The organism is Pseudomonas sp. GW823-FHT04A03, from assembly GCF_058796615.1.
Window position 1 is genome coordinate 51923 of the sequence record NZ_JBXAIV010000007.1, and the last position, 12772, is coordinate 64694.

Annotated in this window: 14 protein-coding genes; 4 read left to right on the forward strand and 10 right to left on the reverse strand. The window is 55.1% G+C overall.

The window, feature by feature from the left end; all coding sequences use genetic code 11:
* Window positions 1-143 precede the first annotated feature (143 nt).
* On the reverse strand, window positions 144-803 hold the full coding sequence (locus AC1Q9F_RS18355; protein ID WP_207983416.1) for a winged helix-turn-helix domain-containing protein: 660 nt from the start codon (window positions 801-803) through the stop codon (window positions 144-146).
* Window positions 804-1095: 292 nt separating this feature from the next.
* Window positions 1096-1836: a winged helix-turn-helix domain-containing protein gene (locus AC1Q9F_RS18360; protein ID WP_492620565.1), complete on the reverse strand. Its 741-nt coding sequence runs from the start codon at window positions 1834-1836 to the stop codon at window positions 1096-1098.
* A gap of 506 nt (window positions 1837-2342) precedes the next feature.
* Between AC1Q9F_RS18360 and AC1Q9F_RS18365 the strand changes: the two genes are divergently transcribed.
* Window positions 2343-3176, forward strand: coding sequence for an undecaprenyl-diphosphate phosphatase (locus AC1Q9F_RS18365; RefSeq protein ID WP_262160508.1), 834 nt, complete (start codon window positions 2343-2345; stop codon window positions 3174-3176).
* Window positions 3177-3199: 23 nt separating this feature from the next.
* Here AC1Q9F_RS18365 and dusA read toward each other — a convergent pair whose 3' ends face one another.
* On the reverse strand, window positions 3200-4195 hold the full coding sequence (dusA, locus tag AC1Q9F_RS18370; RefSeq protein ID WP_207983414.1) for a tRNA dihydrouridine(20/20a) synthase DusA: 996 nt from the start codon (window positions 4193-4195) through the stop codon (window positions 3200-3202).
* 490 nt (window positions 4196-4685) lie between these two features.
* Window positions 4686-5090 (reverse strand): hypothetical protein, encoded by a 405-nt coding sequence (locus AC1Q9F_RS18375; RefSeq protein WP_207983413.1) that lies wholly within the window; start codon window positions 5088-5090, stop codon window positions 4686-4688.
* Window positions 5091-5426: 336 nt separating this feature from the next.
* Between AC1Q9F_RS18375 and AC1Q9F_RS18380 the strand changes: the two genes are divergently transcribed.
* The gene (locus AC1Q9F_RS18380; RefSeq protein WP_492620566.1) at window positions 5427-5822 is read left to right on the forward strand and encodes a hypothetical protein; all 396 of its coding nucleotides are present in this window, start codon (window positions 5427-5429) and stop codon (window positions 5820-5822) included.
* Window positions 5823-6345: 523 nt separating this feature from the next.
* On the opposite strand, the gene AC1Q9F_RS18385 is transcribed toward AC1Q9F_RS18380, so the two are convergent.
* Both AC1Q9F_RS18385 and AC1Q9F_RS18390 read right to left on the reverse strand, forming a co-directional pair.
* Window positions 6346-6798: a putative 2OG-Fe(II) oxygenase gene (locus AC1Q9F_RS18385; RefSeq protein ID WP_492620567.1), complete on the reverse strand. Its 453-nt coding sequence runs from the start codon at window positions 6796-6798 to the stop codon at window positions 6346-6348.
* A 371-nt stretch (window positions 6799-7169) separates the two neighbouring features.
* Window positions 7170-8147 carry an MBL fold metallo-hydrolase gene (locus tag AC1Q9F_RS18390; RefSeq protein ID WP_492620568.1) on the reverse strand — a complete coding sequence of 326 codons (978 nt, stop codon included), beginning with the start codon at window positions 8145-8147 and terminating at the stop codon, window positions 7170-7172.
* Between the two features lie 328 nt (window positions 8148-8475).
* On the opposite strand from AC1Q9F_RS18390, the gene AC1Q9F_RS18395 reads away from it, so the two are divergent.
* Both AC1Q9F_RS18395 and AC1Q9F_RS18400 read left to right on the forward strand, forming a co-directional pair.
* Window positions 8476-9399, forward strand: a complete 924-nt coding sequence (locus tag AC1Q9F_RS18395) for a LysR family transcriptional regulator (RefSeq protein WP_492620569.1) — start codon at window positions 8476-8478, stop codon at window positions 9397-9399.
* Window positions 9400-9568: 169 nt separating this feature from the next.
* Entirely contained in the window at window positions 9569-9778 is a 210-nt protein-coding gene (locus tag AC1Q9F_RS18400) for a hypothetical protein (RefSeq protein WP_064380963.1), read from the forward strand.
* Between the two features lie 3 nt (window positions 9779-9781).
* Here AC1Q9F_RS18400 and AC1Q9F_RS18405 read toward each other — a convergent pair whose 3' ends face one another.
* The 4 genes from AC1Q9F_RS18405 to AC1Q9F_RS18420 are packed head-to-tail and all read right to left on the reverse strand — an operon-like array spanning window position 9782 to window position 12763.
* Entirely contained in the window at window positions 9782-10573 is a 792-nt protein-coding gene (locus AC1Q9F_RS18405) for a transporter substrate-binding domain-containing protein (RefSeq protein ID WP_492620570.1), read from the reverse strand.
* A 59-nt stretch (window positions 10574-10632) separates the two neighbouring features.
* Window positions 10633-11496, reverse strand: a complete 864-nt coding sequence (gene copD, locus AC1Q9F_RS18410) for a copper homeostasis membrane protein CopD (protein ID WP_492620571.1) — start codon at window positions 11494-11496, stop codon at window positions 10633-10635.
* A 3-nt stretch (window positions 11497-11499) separates the two neighbouring features.
* The gene (copC, locus tag AC1Q9F_RS18415) at window positions 11500-11874 is read right to left on the reverse strand and encodes a copper homeostasis periplasmic binding protein CopC (protein ID WP_492620572.1); all 375 of its coding nucleotides are present in this window, start codon (window positions 11872-11874) and stop codon (window positions 11500-11502) included.
* 31 nt (window positions 11875-11905) lie between these two features.
* Entirely contained in the window at window positions 11906-12763 is an 858-nt protein-coding gene (locus AC1Q9F_RS18420; protein ID WP_492620573.1) for a copper resistance protein B, read from the reverse strand.
* Window positions 12764-12772: the final 9 nt, after the last annotated feature.

Genomic DNA, 12772 nt, shown 5'->3' on the forward strand with positions numbered 1-12772 from the left:
GGGGTGAATAATCAATCTTGTGTTTGCTATCGTAGGTGGGGTCAGGAGGCGGGTATAACCAGGGAGGGGTGAAACCAAACAGAGTGCTTTTTTATTTTTGTAATCGCACTTGTATCTGTTTGTCTTGTAGTGGGGGATGTTGTTTAGGCAACAACTTCCTGAATCAGGCAATAACCGCGATTGCGTACGGCACGAAACAATCGTTCACCGTTGCTGGCGTTCTTGAATTTGTCTTGAAGACGGCTCAGACACATTTCCAGTCCCCGGTATTGCTCCGGCTCGCGGCCGATGCTGAGGATCAGATCGTCCCGACTGACAACACGCTCTTCATGGTGGAGCATTTTGCGGACCAGTGCGGTTTCGAGCCCGGTGAGACTGATTTCGACACCCTCTTTCGTCAATGCACCCTGATCATTGTCCAGATGCCAGGCTTCAGTGCAGGGCGCGTCAGACTCGATCGTTCGGGAAGTGCCAGCGGGGTCTTCGGACATGGCCGTGGAGCTGTGGAACGAATGCGCCGATTGTGCTGCCAGCCATTCCGATTCGAGAGTGGCCAATATGCGCTGGGTATCATGTTCGATGCTGCGTGCGACATGCTTCCTTGTGCCGCGTGGGTAAGTGAACTCCATCAGCATCGGAGTGGAAGAGGGCGAAGCAACACCTTCAATAAACATTTGTGCCTGGGACGTGCCAAACGAATTGAAACGCTCGCTGGAGAGGATGTTCTCAAGTTCACGTTGCGACGCCGAGCTATTAGTCACGACAACAAAGTATTTTCTTGGGAGGGTTGTGCTGGTTTCCATGTCTCTCTCCTAAAGTACACACCAAATTTGGCGAAAAAATAATGGGCAGGCGAGCAATGTTTTCCTCGGAAATAATCGACAGGCAGGGTCTGGGCCCAATGATGGCCCTCGATAAGTTCCACTCGGTCTGCTTTTAGAGTAATGGTTTATTGTTATGTTTAAGTGTTGCAGCGCTCATGCAATTGACAGCTTTTTATTAGATATGTGACGCAGTTAAAACAGTGAGACATCGGATTTTTAGTGCGTTGCATCAGACGTTCCCTCGTAAGCTGCAAAAGAGTGATTCCCTGAATCAGGCGGTCGAGATCAACCCCCTCATCAGACGATAGCCATACCCGCGAATGCTCTGTATGGCGTTCGTACCGTACACGTCCTTGATTTTCCCACGCAAGCGGCTGATGGATTTTTCCAGCGCCCGAGGATCGTAGAAATGGGTGTTGAGCCCCATGATGCTGGCGATTTCATCATGGCTGAGAATGTGATTGCCGGTCTGCGCAAAGGCCTGCAGGATCTTCATTTCGGCAAAGGAGATATCGAGTTTCTTGCTGGTGTCCGAGAGGCAGATGCGGGTGGGGTCCAGCACCAGGCTGATATCGCGTTGCCATTCTTCACTGTTGAAGAACTCGCCCAGCAGTTCGCCGCTTTCATCGGACAAGGTATTGAGTTTGATACAGAAGTCGGCACCGGCCAGGAAATACTTGATCTTGTTGAACGCGCCGCGCCCGGTGATCACCGCACAAATGATCGGCTTCAAGTTGTCACTGCGCAGGCTTTCCACCCGTGCCAGGTTGTCTTCGAGTGCCTGAGGGCTGTCGATGACAATGAATATGGCCCGATACAAGCCGTGATATTCATTTTGCTGATATGAACTAGCGTAAGAGTCGACCTCAATGGCCAGATCAGTCTGCACATGCTTCGCGATTAGCGCGCTAAAGTGTTCAGCCACGCCACGGGTACGACCCAGAGTGAGAACACCTGGTTCGTCGCTTGTGCGGCGCGGGCTTCTAGTCGCTAAGTTACCTGTGAGCATCATGCATTGACTCGAAAAGGTGCTGACATCGGGATGTTAAAGCACCGGTTCTCATCTGTGACTGACAATTGGTAACATTTGCGCGGATTTTAGACGTGGCTCCCGAGTTTTCTAACAATAATTAAGCTTTTCAAGCTTTTAGTTGATTTTCTCGGGGCACTGAACTAACGAAAGAGGGCTCGTTAGATGGTGGCAATGTGCAATGGTGCCACTATTTTGTAATTGTGGCGACCTGTTTTTATGTCCCTTGGCCACTACTGATTTGCACACCAGTACAGGGAGTGTGAGGTGGATCACATTTTAAGGAGGGATGTGATTTTTAGCTATAACACCGACAAGTTCACACACGGACGTTTATTAACATGCCTTGAGTGTGGCTTTTGATAAGACATATTCTCCGTCCCCGAGTCGGGCAATGGGTGTGCATCTGCCAATTGTTTTACTTCAGATACTCAATGCCTGAATGCACTTAACGGGACGCCCACAAAGAGCGTGCCGACGGAGGATTAATGGATTTACTGACCTTGTTCAAGGTGCTGATTCTTGGGGCGGTAGAAGGCCTGACCGAGTTCCTGCCCATTTCCAGTACGGGCCACCAGATTATTGTTGCCGACTTGCTGGAGTTCGGCGGCGAACGCGCCATGGCGTTCAACATCATTATTCAACTGGGTGCCATCCTGGCCGTGGTCTGGGAGTTTCGCCCGAAGATCTTCGAGATCGTCAAAGGCCTGCCAACCCAGAATAATGCGCAACGTTTTACCCGCAATCTGCTGATCGCCTTTTTCCCGGCGGTCATTCTCGGCGTGTTATTCGCCGACACGATTCATGAATACCTGTTCAACCCGATCACCGTTGCCGTTGCATTGGTGGTGGGCGGCATCGTGATGTTGTGGGCCGAGCAGCGGGATCATGTAGTGAGTGTCGACCATGTGGACGACATGAAGTGGGCCGACGCGCTGAAGATCGGTTGCGTACAGTGCCTGGCGATGATTCCGGGCACGTCGCGCTCCGGTTCCACCATCATCGGCGGTCTGCTGTTCGGCCTGTCACGCAAGGCCGCCACGGAGTTCTCGTTCTTCCTGGCGATGCCGACCATGGTCGGTGCCGCGGTGTATTCCGGCTACAAGTACCGTGAGCTGTTCCAGAGCAGTGACCTGCCGGTCTTCGCCCTGGGCTTCGTCGTAGCATTCATCTTCGCGATGATCGCCGTGCGCGGCCTGCTGAAGTTCATTGCGAACCACAGCTACGCCACCTTCGCCTGGTACCGCATCGCCTTCGGCTTGCTGATCCTCGCCACGTGGCAATTTGGCTGGGTCAACTGGACGGCGGCCGCAGCCGCCTGACCCTCAGCCGCGCAGGTCGGGCCTCAACGCCCGGCCAGCAACTCCGCTGCCTGATCCAGCAACGCCAGCGGATCCTTGGCCTTGTGGATATCCACCGACAACAACTGACGAAACTTGCGCGCCCCCGGGAAACCGGTTCCCAGGCCCAGCACATGCCGGGTGATGTGATGCATCGCGCCGCCGGCCAGCAAATGCTCGGCTATATAAGGCCGCAACTGCGCCAGCGCCTCGGCCCGGCTGATCACAGGCGCGGTACTGCCGAACAACTGCTGATCCACCTCGGCCAGCAGATATGGATTGTGATACGCCTCGCGCCCCAGCATCACGCCGTCAAAGGTCTGCAAATGCTCATGGCAGGCCTCCATCGTCTTGATTCCGCCGTTCAGAATGAACTCCAGCTCCGGAAAATCCGCCTTCAGCCGCGCCGCCACGTCATAACGCAACGGCGGAATGTCGCGGTTCTCCTTGGGCGACAACCCCTCCAGAATCGCAATCCGCGCATGCACCGTAAAACTGGTGCACCCGGCATCCCGCACCGTGCCGACGAAATCACACAGCTGCTCATAACTGTCCCGCCCATTGATCCCGATCCGATGCTTCACCGTCACCGGAATCGACACCGCATCACGCATCGCCTTCACACAATCCGCCACCAACTGCGGATGCCCCATCAGGCACGCACCGATCATATTGTTCTGCACTCGATCACTCGGGCAGCCAACGTTCAGATTCACCTCGTCGTAACCATGCTCCTGCGCCATACGTGCACAGGCGGCCAGATCCAGTGGAACGCTACCGCCCAACTGCAATGCCAGAGGATGCTCGGCCTCGTTGTGACGGAGGAAACGTTCGTGATCGCCGTTGAGCAGAGCGCCGGTGGTGACCATTTCGGTGTAGAGCAGGGCGTTTTTCGACAGGATGCGCAGGAAGTACCGGCAATGGCGGTCAGTCCAATCCATCATCGGCGCGACGGAGAAACGGCGAGAGAGTGGGGCGGATGTGGCGGTGATTGGGGGCATTGGGGGTAAGGAATCGGTATGACTGGGAGGTGTGGGAGTTTATCAGGAATGGAAAGGCGGGGCTTGGGGAGCATCTGAGTGGGGTGCTGACGGGGGCCATAACTTGAAAAGGTGGCACTAATCAGTCAAGAGTGAACAAGAGTAAGACAGTTCCATTTTTATATTTTACTAAGTTCTCATTTTATTAAAGTATCACCATTACTTGGCGGGTAGCTGCCAAAACCTATTAAAGCGATTGCAATCGCGATTCGTTTTCTTTCAAGGTACATCTTTCGTTTGTTGCTGCAATTTAAGGTGCGCGAGCTCGTGGAACTTTTTGAAAAGTTCCAGCATGATTTATCACGTGTTCTTGAATCACATGGATCTTTTAAGCGTTGAAGGCGATAATCATGAACAAGCTGACTCATACGCCATTCAAAATGGCCGCTTGGTAGCGCAATCATCTGCTGCTACCAGGCTTGTCTGTCGCCAGCGGCCACCCGATATCCCTTTAAGCAGTTTGGTGACTGCCGGCAACGTGATTCAAACGCTCGGTGAAAGTATCGACACTCAATGCCACGACGGCTCCGCTGTTATTGACCTTCTCCAGTCGGCGCGCAGCACGGCGACGATGAAGATATACAATGCCGTATGCAATGCCTAACCCTACTGGCCACATCATCAGGCACACAGCGACGATCAGAGAAGCTTCTAGGTTATCGTCACTCTCCACCTTTGCCATTTTTTTCAGACGCTTCAGCAATGCGCTCTCATCGATCGGATGATGAGTGTCATCAATCCAATTCCAAATCAGCTGGCGAATCAAGCAAGCCAGCTCATGAAAGGCCCATGCCACGACCAAAATGGCACCGACAGTGGCAATCAAGGTGAATGTGGGGTTGTGCGTGCCGACCATGTTTTTGCAATCTCCTTTAAACGGTGGTATCAGCCACTAAAGCGGCCATATCATGAAACGATTACAGCGTGAATTTCGTTTTTTCAGCGGTGGATGGGGAAGAGTTGGTGCGGTAAGGGCAATTAACGATCTGGTGTTCTAAAATAAAATCGTCACGTTGCGCCAGTAGCCACCCGTTCATTTTCAGAATGGCTTTTCGATAGTGATGAACTACAAGTTAAATCGTGCGCGGTCGTCGATTGTCTACCAGCAGTCTGTTGTTGCTGGTTGAATTGAAGAGGTTTTATTGAGCGTAAAACAAAATCAGAAAGCAGTGCGAGACTACAGATTTTCAGTTTGGAGCATCTGCTGTCTGAGCGAGAAATTTGCAACAGAGCCCCGACTGAAACAACACCCCAAAGCGCAATAAATGATAGTTCTGGCAGCCCAATTGAAGTAGGCGCGGGCGATACTGACGGCGCTAGTGGAAGTAGTGCCAGTAATCCTGACCATGGAGAAAATACTGCCTTGATGATTAGCGAGACAATGCCAGCAATGCCAACGTCGAAAAAAAAGCCGCTTTTTCGTAGAAGGCAAATGAAGCTAAATGCTGTTATTGAAACGGCTAAAACATTTGTGGCATTTTTCATATGTTCAACCAATACTGCACAGTGTGCTGAAAATACACTTCATGAAACTAATGCTGGATTGCCCACACTTCTTGATATCTTATTAATAAAAAGACTCGAGTGATCCGCACTGGTGTTGGTGCTTAGGCTTTAGGGGATTCATGAAGTTTTCAAGAGAGTCCTTTGCTGTTCCTACTCTTTCATTCCGTTATAGTTCGCATGGGTGAGCGTCAGGATAATGACGTCGTAAAAATGGCGCGCTCTCATGCATTGTTGCTTTTACGTGACAGTCATGATGGCTTACTAGCAGCACTGAGTAAAGAGTAAAAGTTTTTTTCACGTCAAAGTATTGACTGGTCGACCTTTTGAAGGCATTCAGCAAAGGCGCGTTCATCTCCTTTGAGTTCCATCACCCTAAAATGGCATTCGAGTTTTGGTTTTCTGTCAAAAAAACGTTCGCTAGGTTGTCGGAAATTTAACTGTTTATTTGTACAGTTCAAGGGGCCTGGGCCAGACAGAGGCGGGATCAGGAAGGTGACTTATCAGAAAGAAGCCTCCGAGATCCTTAACAACTTCGCGCCCTCTATTGACCCCCCTCCCGAAAAGCAGGCGTTGGATAACGTTGAGTCGATGCAGGTCGTTACAGATCATCTGTGGCAGACGGTCGGGGCGTCTTCTCGGCCGCCGGCATCCACCCAGTAGACGCCTGACCAGAAGGCGCCCGGATGTCCGTGTAGGGCGTTGCTGTGGCCTGCGGTATTCACGTTGGCCCAAGCGTTGAGTTTCCACTCGAAACTCGATTCGGTCAGTCCGTATTGTTCGCTGTGCACTGCTGTCATTTGCACGGCGAACGCTTTGGCGAACTTCACGAGAGCGTCGCTGGCTTCTTCGCCCCAGTCATGGAAGATCGCGGACTGCCAGCCACCGTCGTTGCTGCGCTGGGAGCCGCTACGATCTTGCGCCATGCGGGTTGTGATGATGGTTTTCAGGTCGGTGTTGAGGCGTTCTGCGTCGGGGTACTGGAGTCTGGCGAGGGGGGTAGTGAACAGTCGTCGAATCTTTATCAGGTCAGGATTTACCAAGTGGCTGTTCGACGGCATTGCGTGTGCTCTAGGTCTCGTAAGTTGCAAAAAACTATACCGAGCGAACTGCAAGGCCGATGTAAACCATTGTGAAAGGCCTTATCTGGCCGAACCTGAACCCACGCTGCCCCCCAAGTTTCATCTTCCCGCCACCCGCGCAGGCCTACGATCCCTCTACAAAATCCCGATCCCACCTGAGCGCCAAACATCATGAACAATCCTTCAAAGCGCTGTTGATCGACGCAACTGTCCCCATTGTTCGTTTGGGCACGAAAGAAGCGGCCCCATAGGGCCGCTGGATGGACAATATTTAACTGAGAGGTAGCGTCCACGTGTGACGCACGGTGATCGTGCTCTCAGGTTGAAAAACTGGACCCGTCTGCGGGAAATTAACGATCAGTTCTCAATGGACTGAATTCCACAGGTACCCAGCTGTATCCCACTGGATCTTTACGCAGGTGCCCAAGGCCGGGAAATGGCAAATGGGCACCGGCTATGAGCCAGCCGTTCTTGGCGGCTGTGGCAAAGATGTGTTTACGGGTCTCGATTGCCTTCGCCTTATCCGAGTCGTATTCGATCGCGACTTCCGGGTGAGTCATTTGTACGGAGTGGCTGTGAACAATGTCGCCCCAAATCAGCAGGCTTTGATTCTTGGATGTAACCAGGAAGGAGCTATGCCCAGGCGTATGGCCTGGTGTAGGAACGAGACTGAAGCCTGCAGGCAGCTGCGCACTATCAGTGAACGTCTTGAACAAATGCTTAGCTTTGTACGGCTCTACAGCCTGCTGGGTCATATCGAAGATCGGCCGATCCGCCGGTGCAGCCTGAGCCGTGATCTTCTCGTTAAGCCAGTATGCAGCATCCTTTTCAGAAGCCCATACAGTCGCGTTCGGAAAGACGGTTTGGCCGTCCTCCGTCGAAATACCGCACGAGTGATCCGGGTGCAGATGAGTCAGCAGCACTGTATCGACATCATCTGGATTAAATCCAGCGGCTTTGACGTTATTCAACACTGCGCCTGCGGTAGGCCCAAAGCACAGCGCCGCCCCCGAATCCACCAGCACCAAGTTAGTGGGGGTTTGCACTAGGAAGGCATTAACGGCTGTCTGAACGCCATGCTGATCCTGGACAAACATACGAGCCATGAGCGCTTGAAGGTCCTTAGCCTGCATGCCTTTGAGGAATGTGGTGGGAATATCCAGGTAGCCGTCGTAAACGGTGGTAACCACGACGTCACCGACTTTCTCGCGGTAGTAACCCGCGACTTGATTCTCAAGCAGCTTCGGAGCTGCAGCGAACGCGTTAAACATAACGCACGAGAGTCCCGCGAACAGAACGGCGCGGCCCATCATTTTCAGGTTTAGCATATAGAATCCCTCGTTTACAGAGTGGGCGCGGCACCCGCGCCCCGTGGATGGTCGACGACGAACAGCCAAGAATCATCAAGCTGAACGGCCACCAATTTTTGGCGATAGCTGGCTGTATCGATCGCTGGAGCAGTCCAGTAGCCAATGGTCACTGCGAAGTTGTCCTCGCTACTCACGAACGACTGCACATTCTCCAATTCGAGCGTCCACCAAGCTCGCCAATGAGCAACGGCTCAATGGACACAGCTTATTCGATAGAAGGATTCTGATTTGCGGTATAAATTCGCCTGATTAATGACTTGTTTTCCCTAATGAGGTGCGAGGCGCCATGTACTCTTCTGAACGCCTGAAAGGTGTACATACGTTCATATGCGTTGCGGATATGGGAAGCTTCGCCGCCGCTGCCGAACGCCTGAATGTCACGGCATCTGCAGTTAGCAAAGGCATTGCGCGTTTGGAAGATCGTCTACAAACCCGTCTATTTGAGCGTACTACCCGTAGCCTTTCATTAACGGATGCGGGCACCAGCTTTTACCAAACCTGTACCAGAGTGATGTCAGAGCTTGAGGAGGCCGAGCAGTCGTTCCACAGAGACAGTTCAGAGCCGGCTGGCATTATTCGCGTCGACCTGCCGGCCTGGTACGGTCGTATGCATGCATTTCCCATCATCCTCAAACTTGTTCAAACCCATCCAAAAATTGTCCCCAACGTGTCGTTCACCGATCGGATAGTTGATCTGGTCGAGGACAACATCGATATCGTCGTGCGCATCGGTGGTTCAGATATCTGGCCAGATGATCTCGATCACCAATTCCTAGGCATGGAACGCATGATTTTTTGCGCTTCAGCTGCCTACTTGCAGGAGCATGGAGCGCCGCTTGACGAAACCGATCTGCAGAACCACCGATTCGTCCTGTATGGCCTGCCCAAAGGGAAGGGCAGCCCACTTTTTACTGGTGTCCAGGCAGGAGAAAGAAAGCGCAGGGTCGTCGCCGGCAACATGATTGTTGGCGACGGCGAGTCTCAGGTAATGGCCGTGTTGGCCGGCCACGGAATCGCACAGTTGTCGACTTGGATGCTTCAGGAACATCTGCAAACGGGGGCCCTGGTTGAAGTACTTCCCCATTTGGCCACTGAAGGATTACCGGTGAACCTGGTGTGGCGAAAGAAGCGTCACAAGCTGAGAAGAGTCCGCATTCTGCTGGAAATGCTTGCCGCACATTTGACGCCTGATGGCCGAGTCTTAGTTTGAGTTCATCACAGCGAACTCCCTCTGGCCCCCTCTGTCGCAGAGGGTTGATCGCGGGGCGTGGGTTCAACCTGAACCCACGCTGAAAACCCCGCAAGTTTCATCTTCCCGCCATCCGCACAAGCCTACGATCCCTCCACAAGATCCCGATCCCACCCGAGCGCCACACACCATGAACAATCCACTCAAAGCGCTGTTGATCGTCGCCACTGTTTCGGTTCTAAGCGCCTGCTCCGGCTCCGGTGGCTTGACCACCACCAGTTGTTTCTCCAGCGACTGTCAGTCGCCGGAGGCGCGTAATGTGAATACGTTGAAGTTCGGCGGGAGCAATATCGGTAACAGTTTCAACCAGTACAGCTCCGGCCTGATGCATGACGACTGAGTGTCACTGAGCCGCTGGTACGGCGATCCATTCGCTCAGGACTTTCTGGTATTTGCCGGTGACTTTGCTCAGGTGCAGCCACTGGTCGACGTAGAGTTTCCAGCTGATGTCGTCGCGCGGCAGCAGGTAGGCTTTTTCGCCGTATTGCATGAACTGGCTCGGGTTGACGGCGCACAGGCCGGGTTTGAGTTTTTGTTGGTAGAGGGCTTCGGAGGCGTCGGTGATCATCACGTCGGCCTTGTTGTCGAGCAGTTGTTCGAAGATGGTGACGTTGTCGTGCAACGCAAGCTGCGCCTTGGGCAGGAAAGCGTGGACGAAGGCTTCGTTGGTGCCGCCGGCGGGTTCGACCAGGCGCACGTTCGGCTGGTTGATCTGGTCGATGGTCTGGTATTTGGATTGGTCGGCGCAGCGCACCAGCGGGATCTTGCCGTCGACGTCGAGGGTGTTGCTGAAGAAGGCTTTTTTCTGGCGTTCGAGGGTCACCGAGATGCCGCCGACGCCGATGTCGCATTTGCCGGCCTGCATGTCCGGCATCAGGGATTTCCAAGTGGTTTGCACCCATTCGACCTTGACGCCGAGGCTGTCGGACAGCTTTTGCGCCATGGCGATGTCGATGCCTTCGAATCCGCCGTCCGGGCGTTTGAAGGTGTAGGGTTTGTAGTCTCCGGTGGTGCAGACGCGCAACTGGCCTTGTTGCTGGATGGTGTCGAGGTGCGAGGCCGGTTCTTGTGCCTGGGCGGCGCCGGCCATGGCCAGCAGGCCGCAAAAGATCATCGTGCTTTTTGGAATTGTCATGGAGATCGGGCTTGTGCAGTGGGAGTGCGGGCCAGTGTAGTGAATGCGTTTGCCGGGTGTCATCCCGGTTCCGGGCTCAACGTGCCCAGCCACGCCACCAGTCCCACGATCAACAGCGCAATCACCAGCTCCAATGCCACGCTGCGGCGCAAGGCGTTTGCCGCCACTTGATGCTGGCCGGCGCGCAACGATTGCTCGAGCAACGGCCCGAGGTGGAAGCGGTTCAACGCGGCCAGCACCAGCATGCCCCCGAACAATGCAACCTTGATCGCCAGCAGAATCCCGTAGGTGCCGAGCAGAATTTCGCCCAGTGTCGGGCCGACGATGAACAGGTAATTCGCCACGCCGGTGACCGACAGGATGAGCACAATCGCCGCGCCGACGCCTTCGAAGCGTTTGACGGAATCTGCCAGCGAACGAATGCGCGCCTCGCTGCACAGTGCGTCGAGCCGCGACATCAAGATTAACGCGAGCATCGCGCCCAGCCACGCACCCGCCGCGAGCAGGTGCAGGATGTCGCTGAGCAGATGCCACGCGTTATCCATCGCCCCGTGTCCGCTCCAGGCCAGGGAGGCGAGGGCGATGGCGCCGGCCATCGATGCCAGCCACAATCCCGGCCAGATCACCACGGCGATCAGCGCAATCATGCGCAGCGCCCACGCCAGCCCGACGTCGGTTTCCAGCACCATCATTTGCAGATGCGGCCACAACGCCGCGAATTCCGTTTCGCCACTCATGGCGCGGGTCATCAGCACCAGTCCCGCTACTGAGAGCAGTGCCCCGATCAACGCCATCCCGCGCAGCATCGGCCGAAACCGCAGCACCGCGTCAACGCTGTACAGCCCGAACGACGCCAGCCCGAACAACAGCAGCAGATCCGCATACAGCGCCAGACGCAGGAGGATGTTGATCAGTTCGGCCATCGCTCATTTCACTTTGAACGTGACGATGCCGGTGATCGGGTGCGTGTCCGACGACACCGCGCGCCATTCGACCTTGTAGGTGCCGGCCGGCAGAGGCGAGAGCGGGGTGACGAGCATGGTTTTCGGGTCGCTGCCAGCGCTGACTTTGGCCTTCATCGGCATCGGCGAGTGGGCGATGCCGGGCATTTCGGTCATCACCAGTTTGGCGCCGGAGAATTGGGTCAGCAGATCCTCCGAAAATCGCAGTTCGATCTTGCCGGGTGCCGCGCCGTCGGCACCTTCGGCCGGGGTCGACGACAGCAGTTTCGGATGGGCCTGGGCCAGGGTGCTCAGGAGCAAACCGCTGGCGAGGACGAGGGAGATTTTCAATGTGCGCATGCAAGACCTCTGGGTTGTTTTTTGATGGGATTCAGAACCACAGCCGTACGCCGAGGACGAGTCGCGCCTCGCTGCGATCCTCGCCTTCTTCCCGTGCGTAATCGGCGGTGTGGCCGTAGGTGCGGTTCCAGGTCACGCCGATGTAGGGCGCGAATTCACGGCGTATTTCATAGCGCAGGCGCAGCCCGGCTTCGGTGTTCGCGAGGCCCGATCCGATCCCGCGTTGCGGGTCGTTTTTGCCGTAAACGTTGAGTTCGGCGGTCGGCTGCAGGATCAGGCGATTGGTCAGCAGGATGTCGTAGTCGCCCTCCAGCCGCACCGCGCTCTGGCCGTTTTCGCCGATGAAGGCCGTGGCTTCGGCTTCGAAGTTGTACAACGCCATGCCCTGCAAACCGAACGCTGCCCAGGTTTGCGGGTCGCCGGGTTTGAAGTCCTGGCGCACGCCGCTGACCACGTCCCACCACGGCGAAATCGCGTGGCCCCACAGCGCCTGGATTTCCGCGTCTTCGGTCTTGCCGTTTCTGCGTTCGCCTTCGGAGCGCAGCCACAGCCGATCGATGTCACCGCCGATCCAGCCGGACAAATCCCAGGCCAGGGTGCTGGCGTCGTCGGCGTCCTGCCATTCGAGTTTGTCGGCGAGGAAGTAAGTGTTGATGGCGCTGTCGTGCACTTGATGCCCGGCGTGGCTGGTGAACACGGCAGCGCGGTCGGCGTCGGTCAGCGCCGGGATCGGCGTGCGGCTTTCGGTCGGTGCGGCGGGCTGCATCATGCCGTCGTCCATGCTTTGCATATCGCCCATCTGGCTGTGATCCATGCCTTGCATATCGCTGGCGGCGAACGCCGGAGCCATCGACAGGAGTGACAACGAAAACGCGGCTAATCGAGTCATGGTCAGCGT

Coding starts and splice junctions, on each gene's coding strand:
- AC1Q9F_RS18355 (WP_207983416.1), bottom strand. CDS start 803: ATGGAAACCAGCACAACCCTCCCAAGAAAATACTTTGTTGTCGTGACT.
- AC1Q9F_RS18360 (WP_492620565.1), bottom strand. CDS start 1,836: ATGATGCTCACAGGTAACTTAGCGACTAGAAGCCCGCGCCGCACAAGC.
- AC1Q9F_RS18365 (WP_262160508.1), top strand. CDS start 2,343: ATGGATTTACTGACCTTGTTCAAGGTGCTGATTCTTGGGGCGGTAGAA.
- dusA (WP_207983414.1), bottom strand. CDS start 4,195: ATGCCCCCAATCACCGCCACATCCGCCCCACTCTCTCGCCGTTTCTCC.
- AC1Q9F_RS18375 (WP_207983413.1), bottom strand. CDS start 5,090: ATGGTCGGCACGCACAACCCCACATTCACCTTGATTGCCACTGTCGGT.
- AC1Q9F_RS18385 (WP_492620567.1), bottom strand. CDS start 6,798: ATGCCGTCGAACAGCCACTTGGTAAATCCTGACCTGATAAAGATTCGA.
- AC1Q9F_RS18390 (WP_492620568.1), bottom strand. CDS start 8,147: ATGCTAAACCTGAAAATGATGGGCCGCGCCGTTCTGTTCGCGGGACTC.
- AC1Q9F_RS18395 (WP_492620569.1), top strand. CDS start 8,476: ATGTACTCTTCTGAACGCCTGAAAGGTGTACATACGTTCATATGCGTT.
- AC1Q9F_RS18400 (WP_064380963.1), top strand. CDS start 9,569: ATGAACAATCCACTCAAAGCGCTGTTGATCGTCGCCACTGTTTCGGTT.
- AC1Q9F_RS18405 (WP_492620570.1), bottom strand. CDS start 10,573: ATGACAATTCCAAAAAGCACGATGATCTTTTGCGGCCTGCTGGCCATG.
- copD (WP_492620571.1), bottom strand. CDS start 11,496: ATGGCCGAACTGATCAACATCCTCCTGCGTCTGGCGCTGTATGCGGAT.
- copC (WP_492620572.1), bottom strand. CDS start 11,874: ATGCGCACATTGAAAATCTCCCTCGTCCTCGCCAGCGGTTTGCTCCTG.
- AC1Q9F_RS18420 (WP_492620573.1), bottom strand. CDS start 12,763: ATGACTCGATTAGCCGCGTTTTCGTTGTCACTCCTGTCGATGGCTCCG.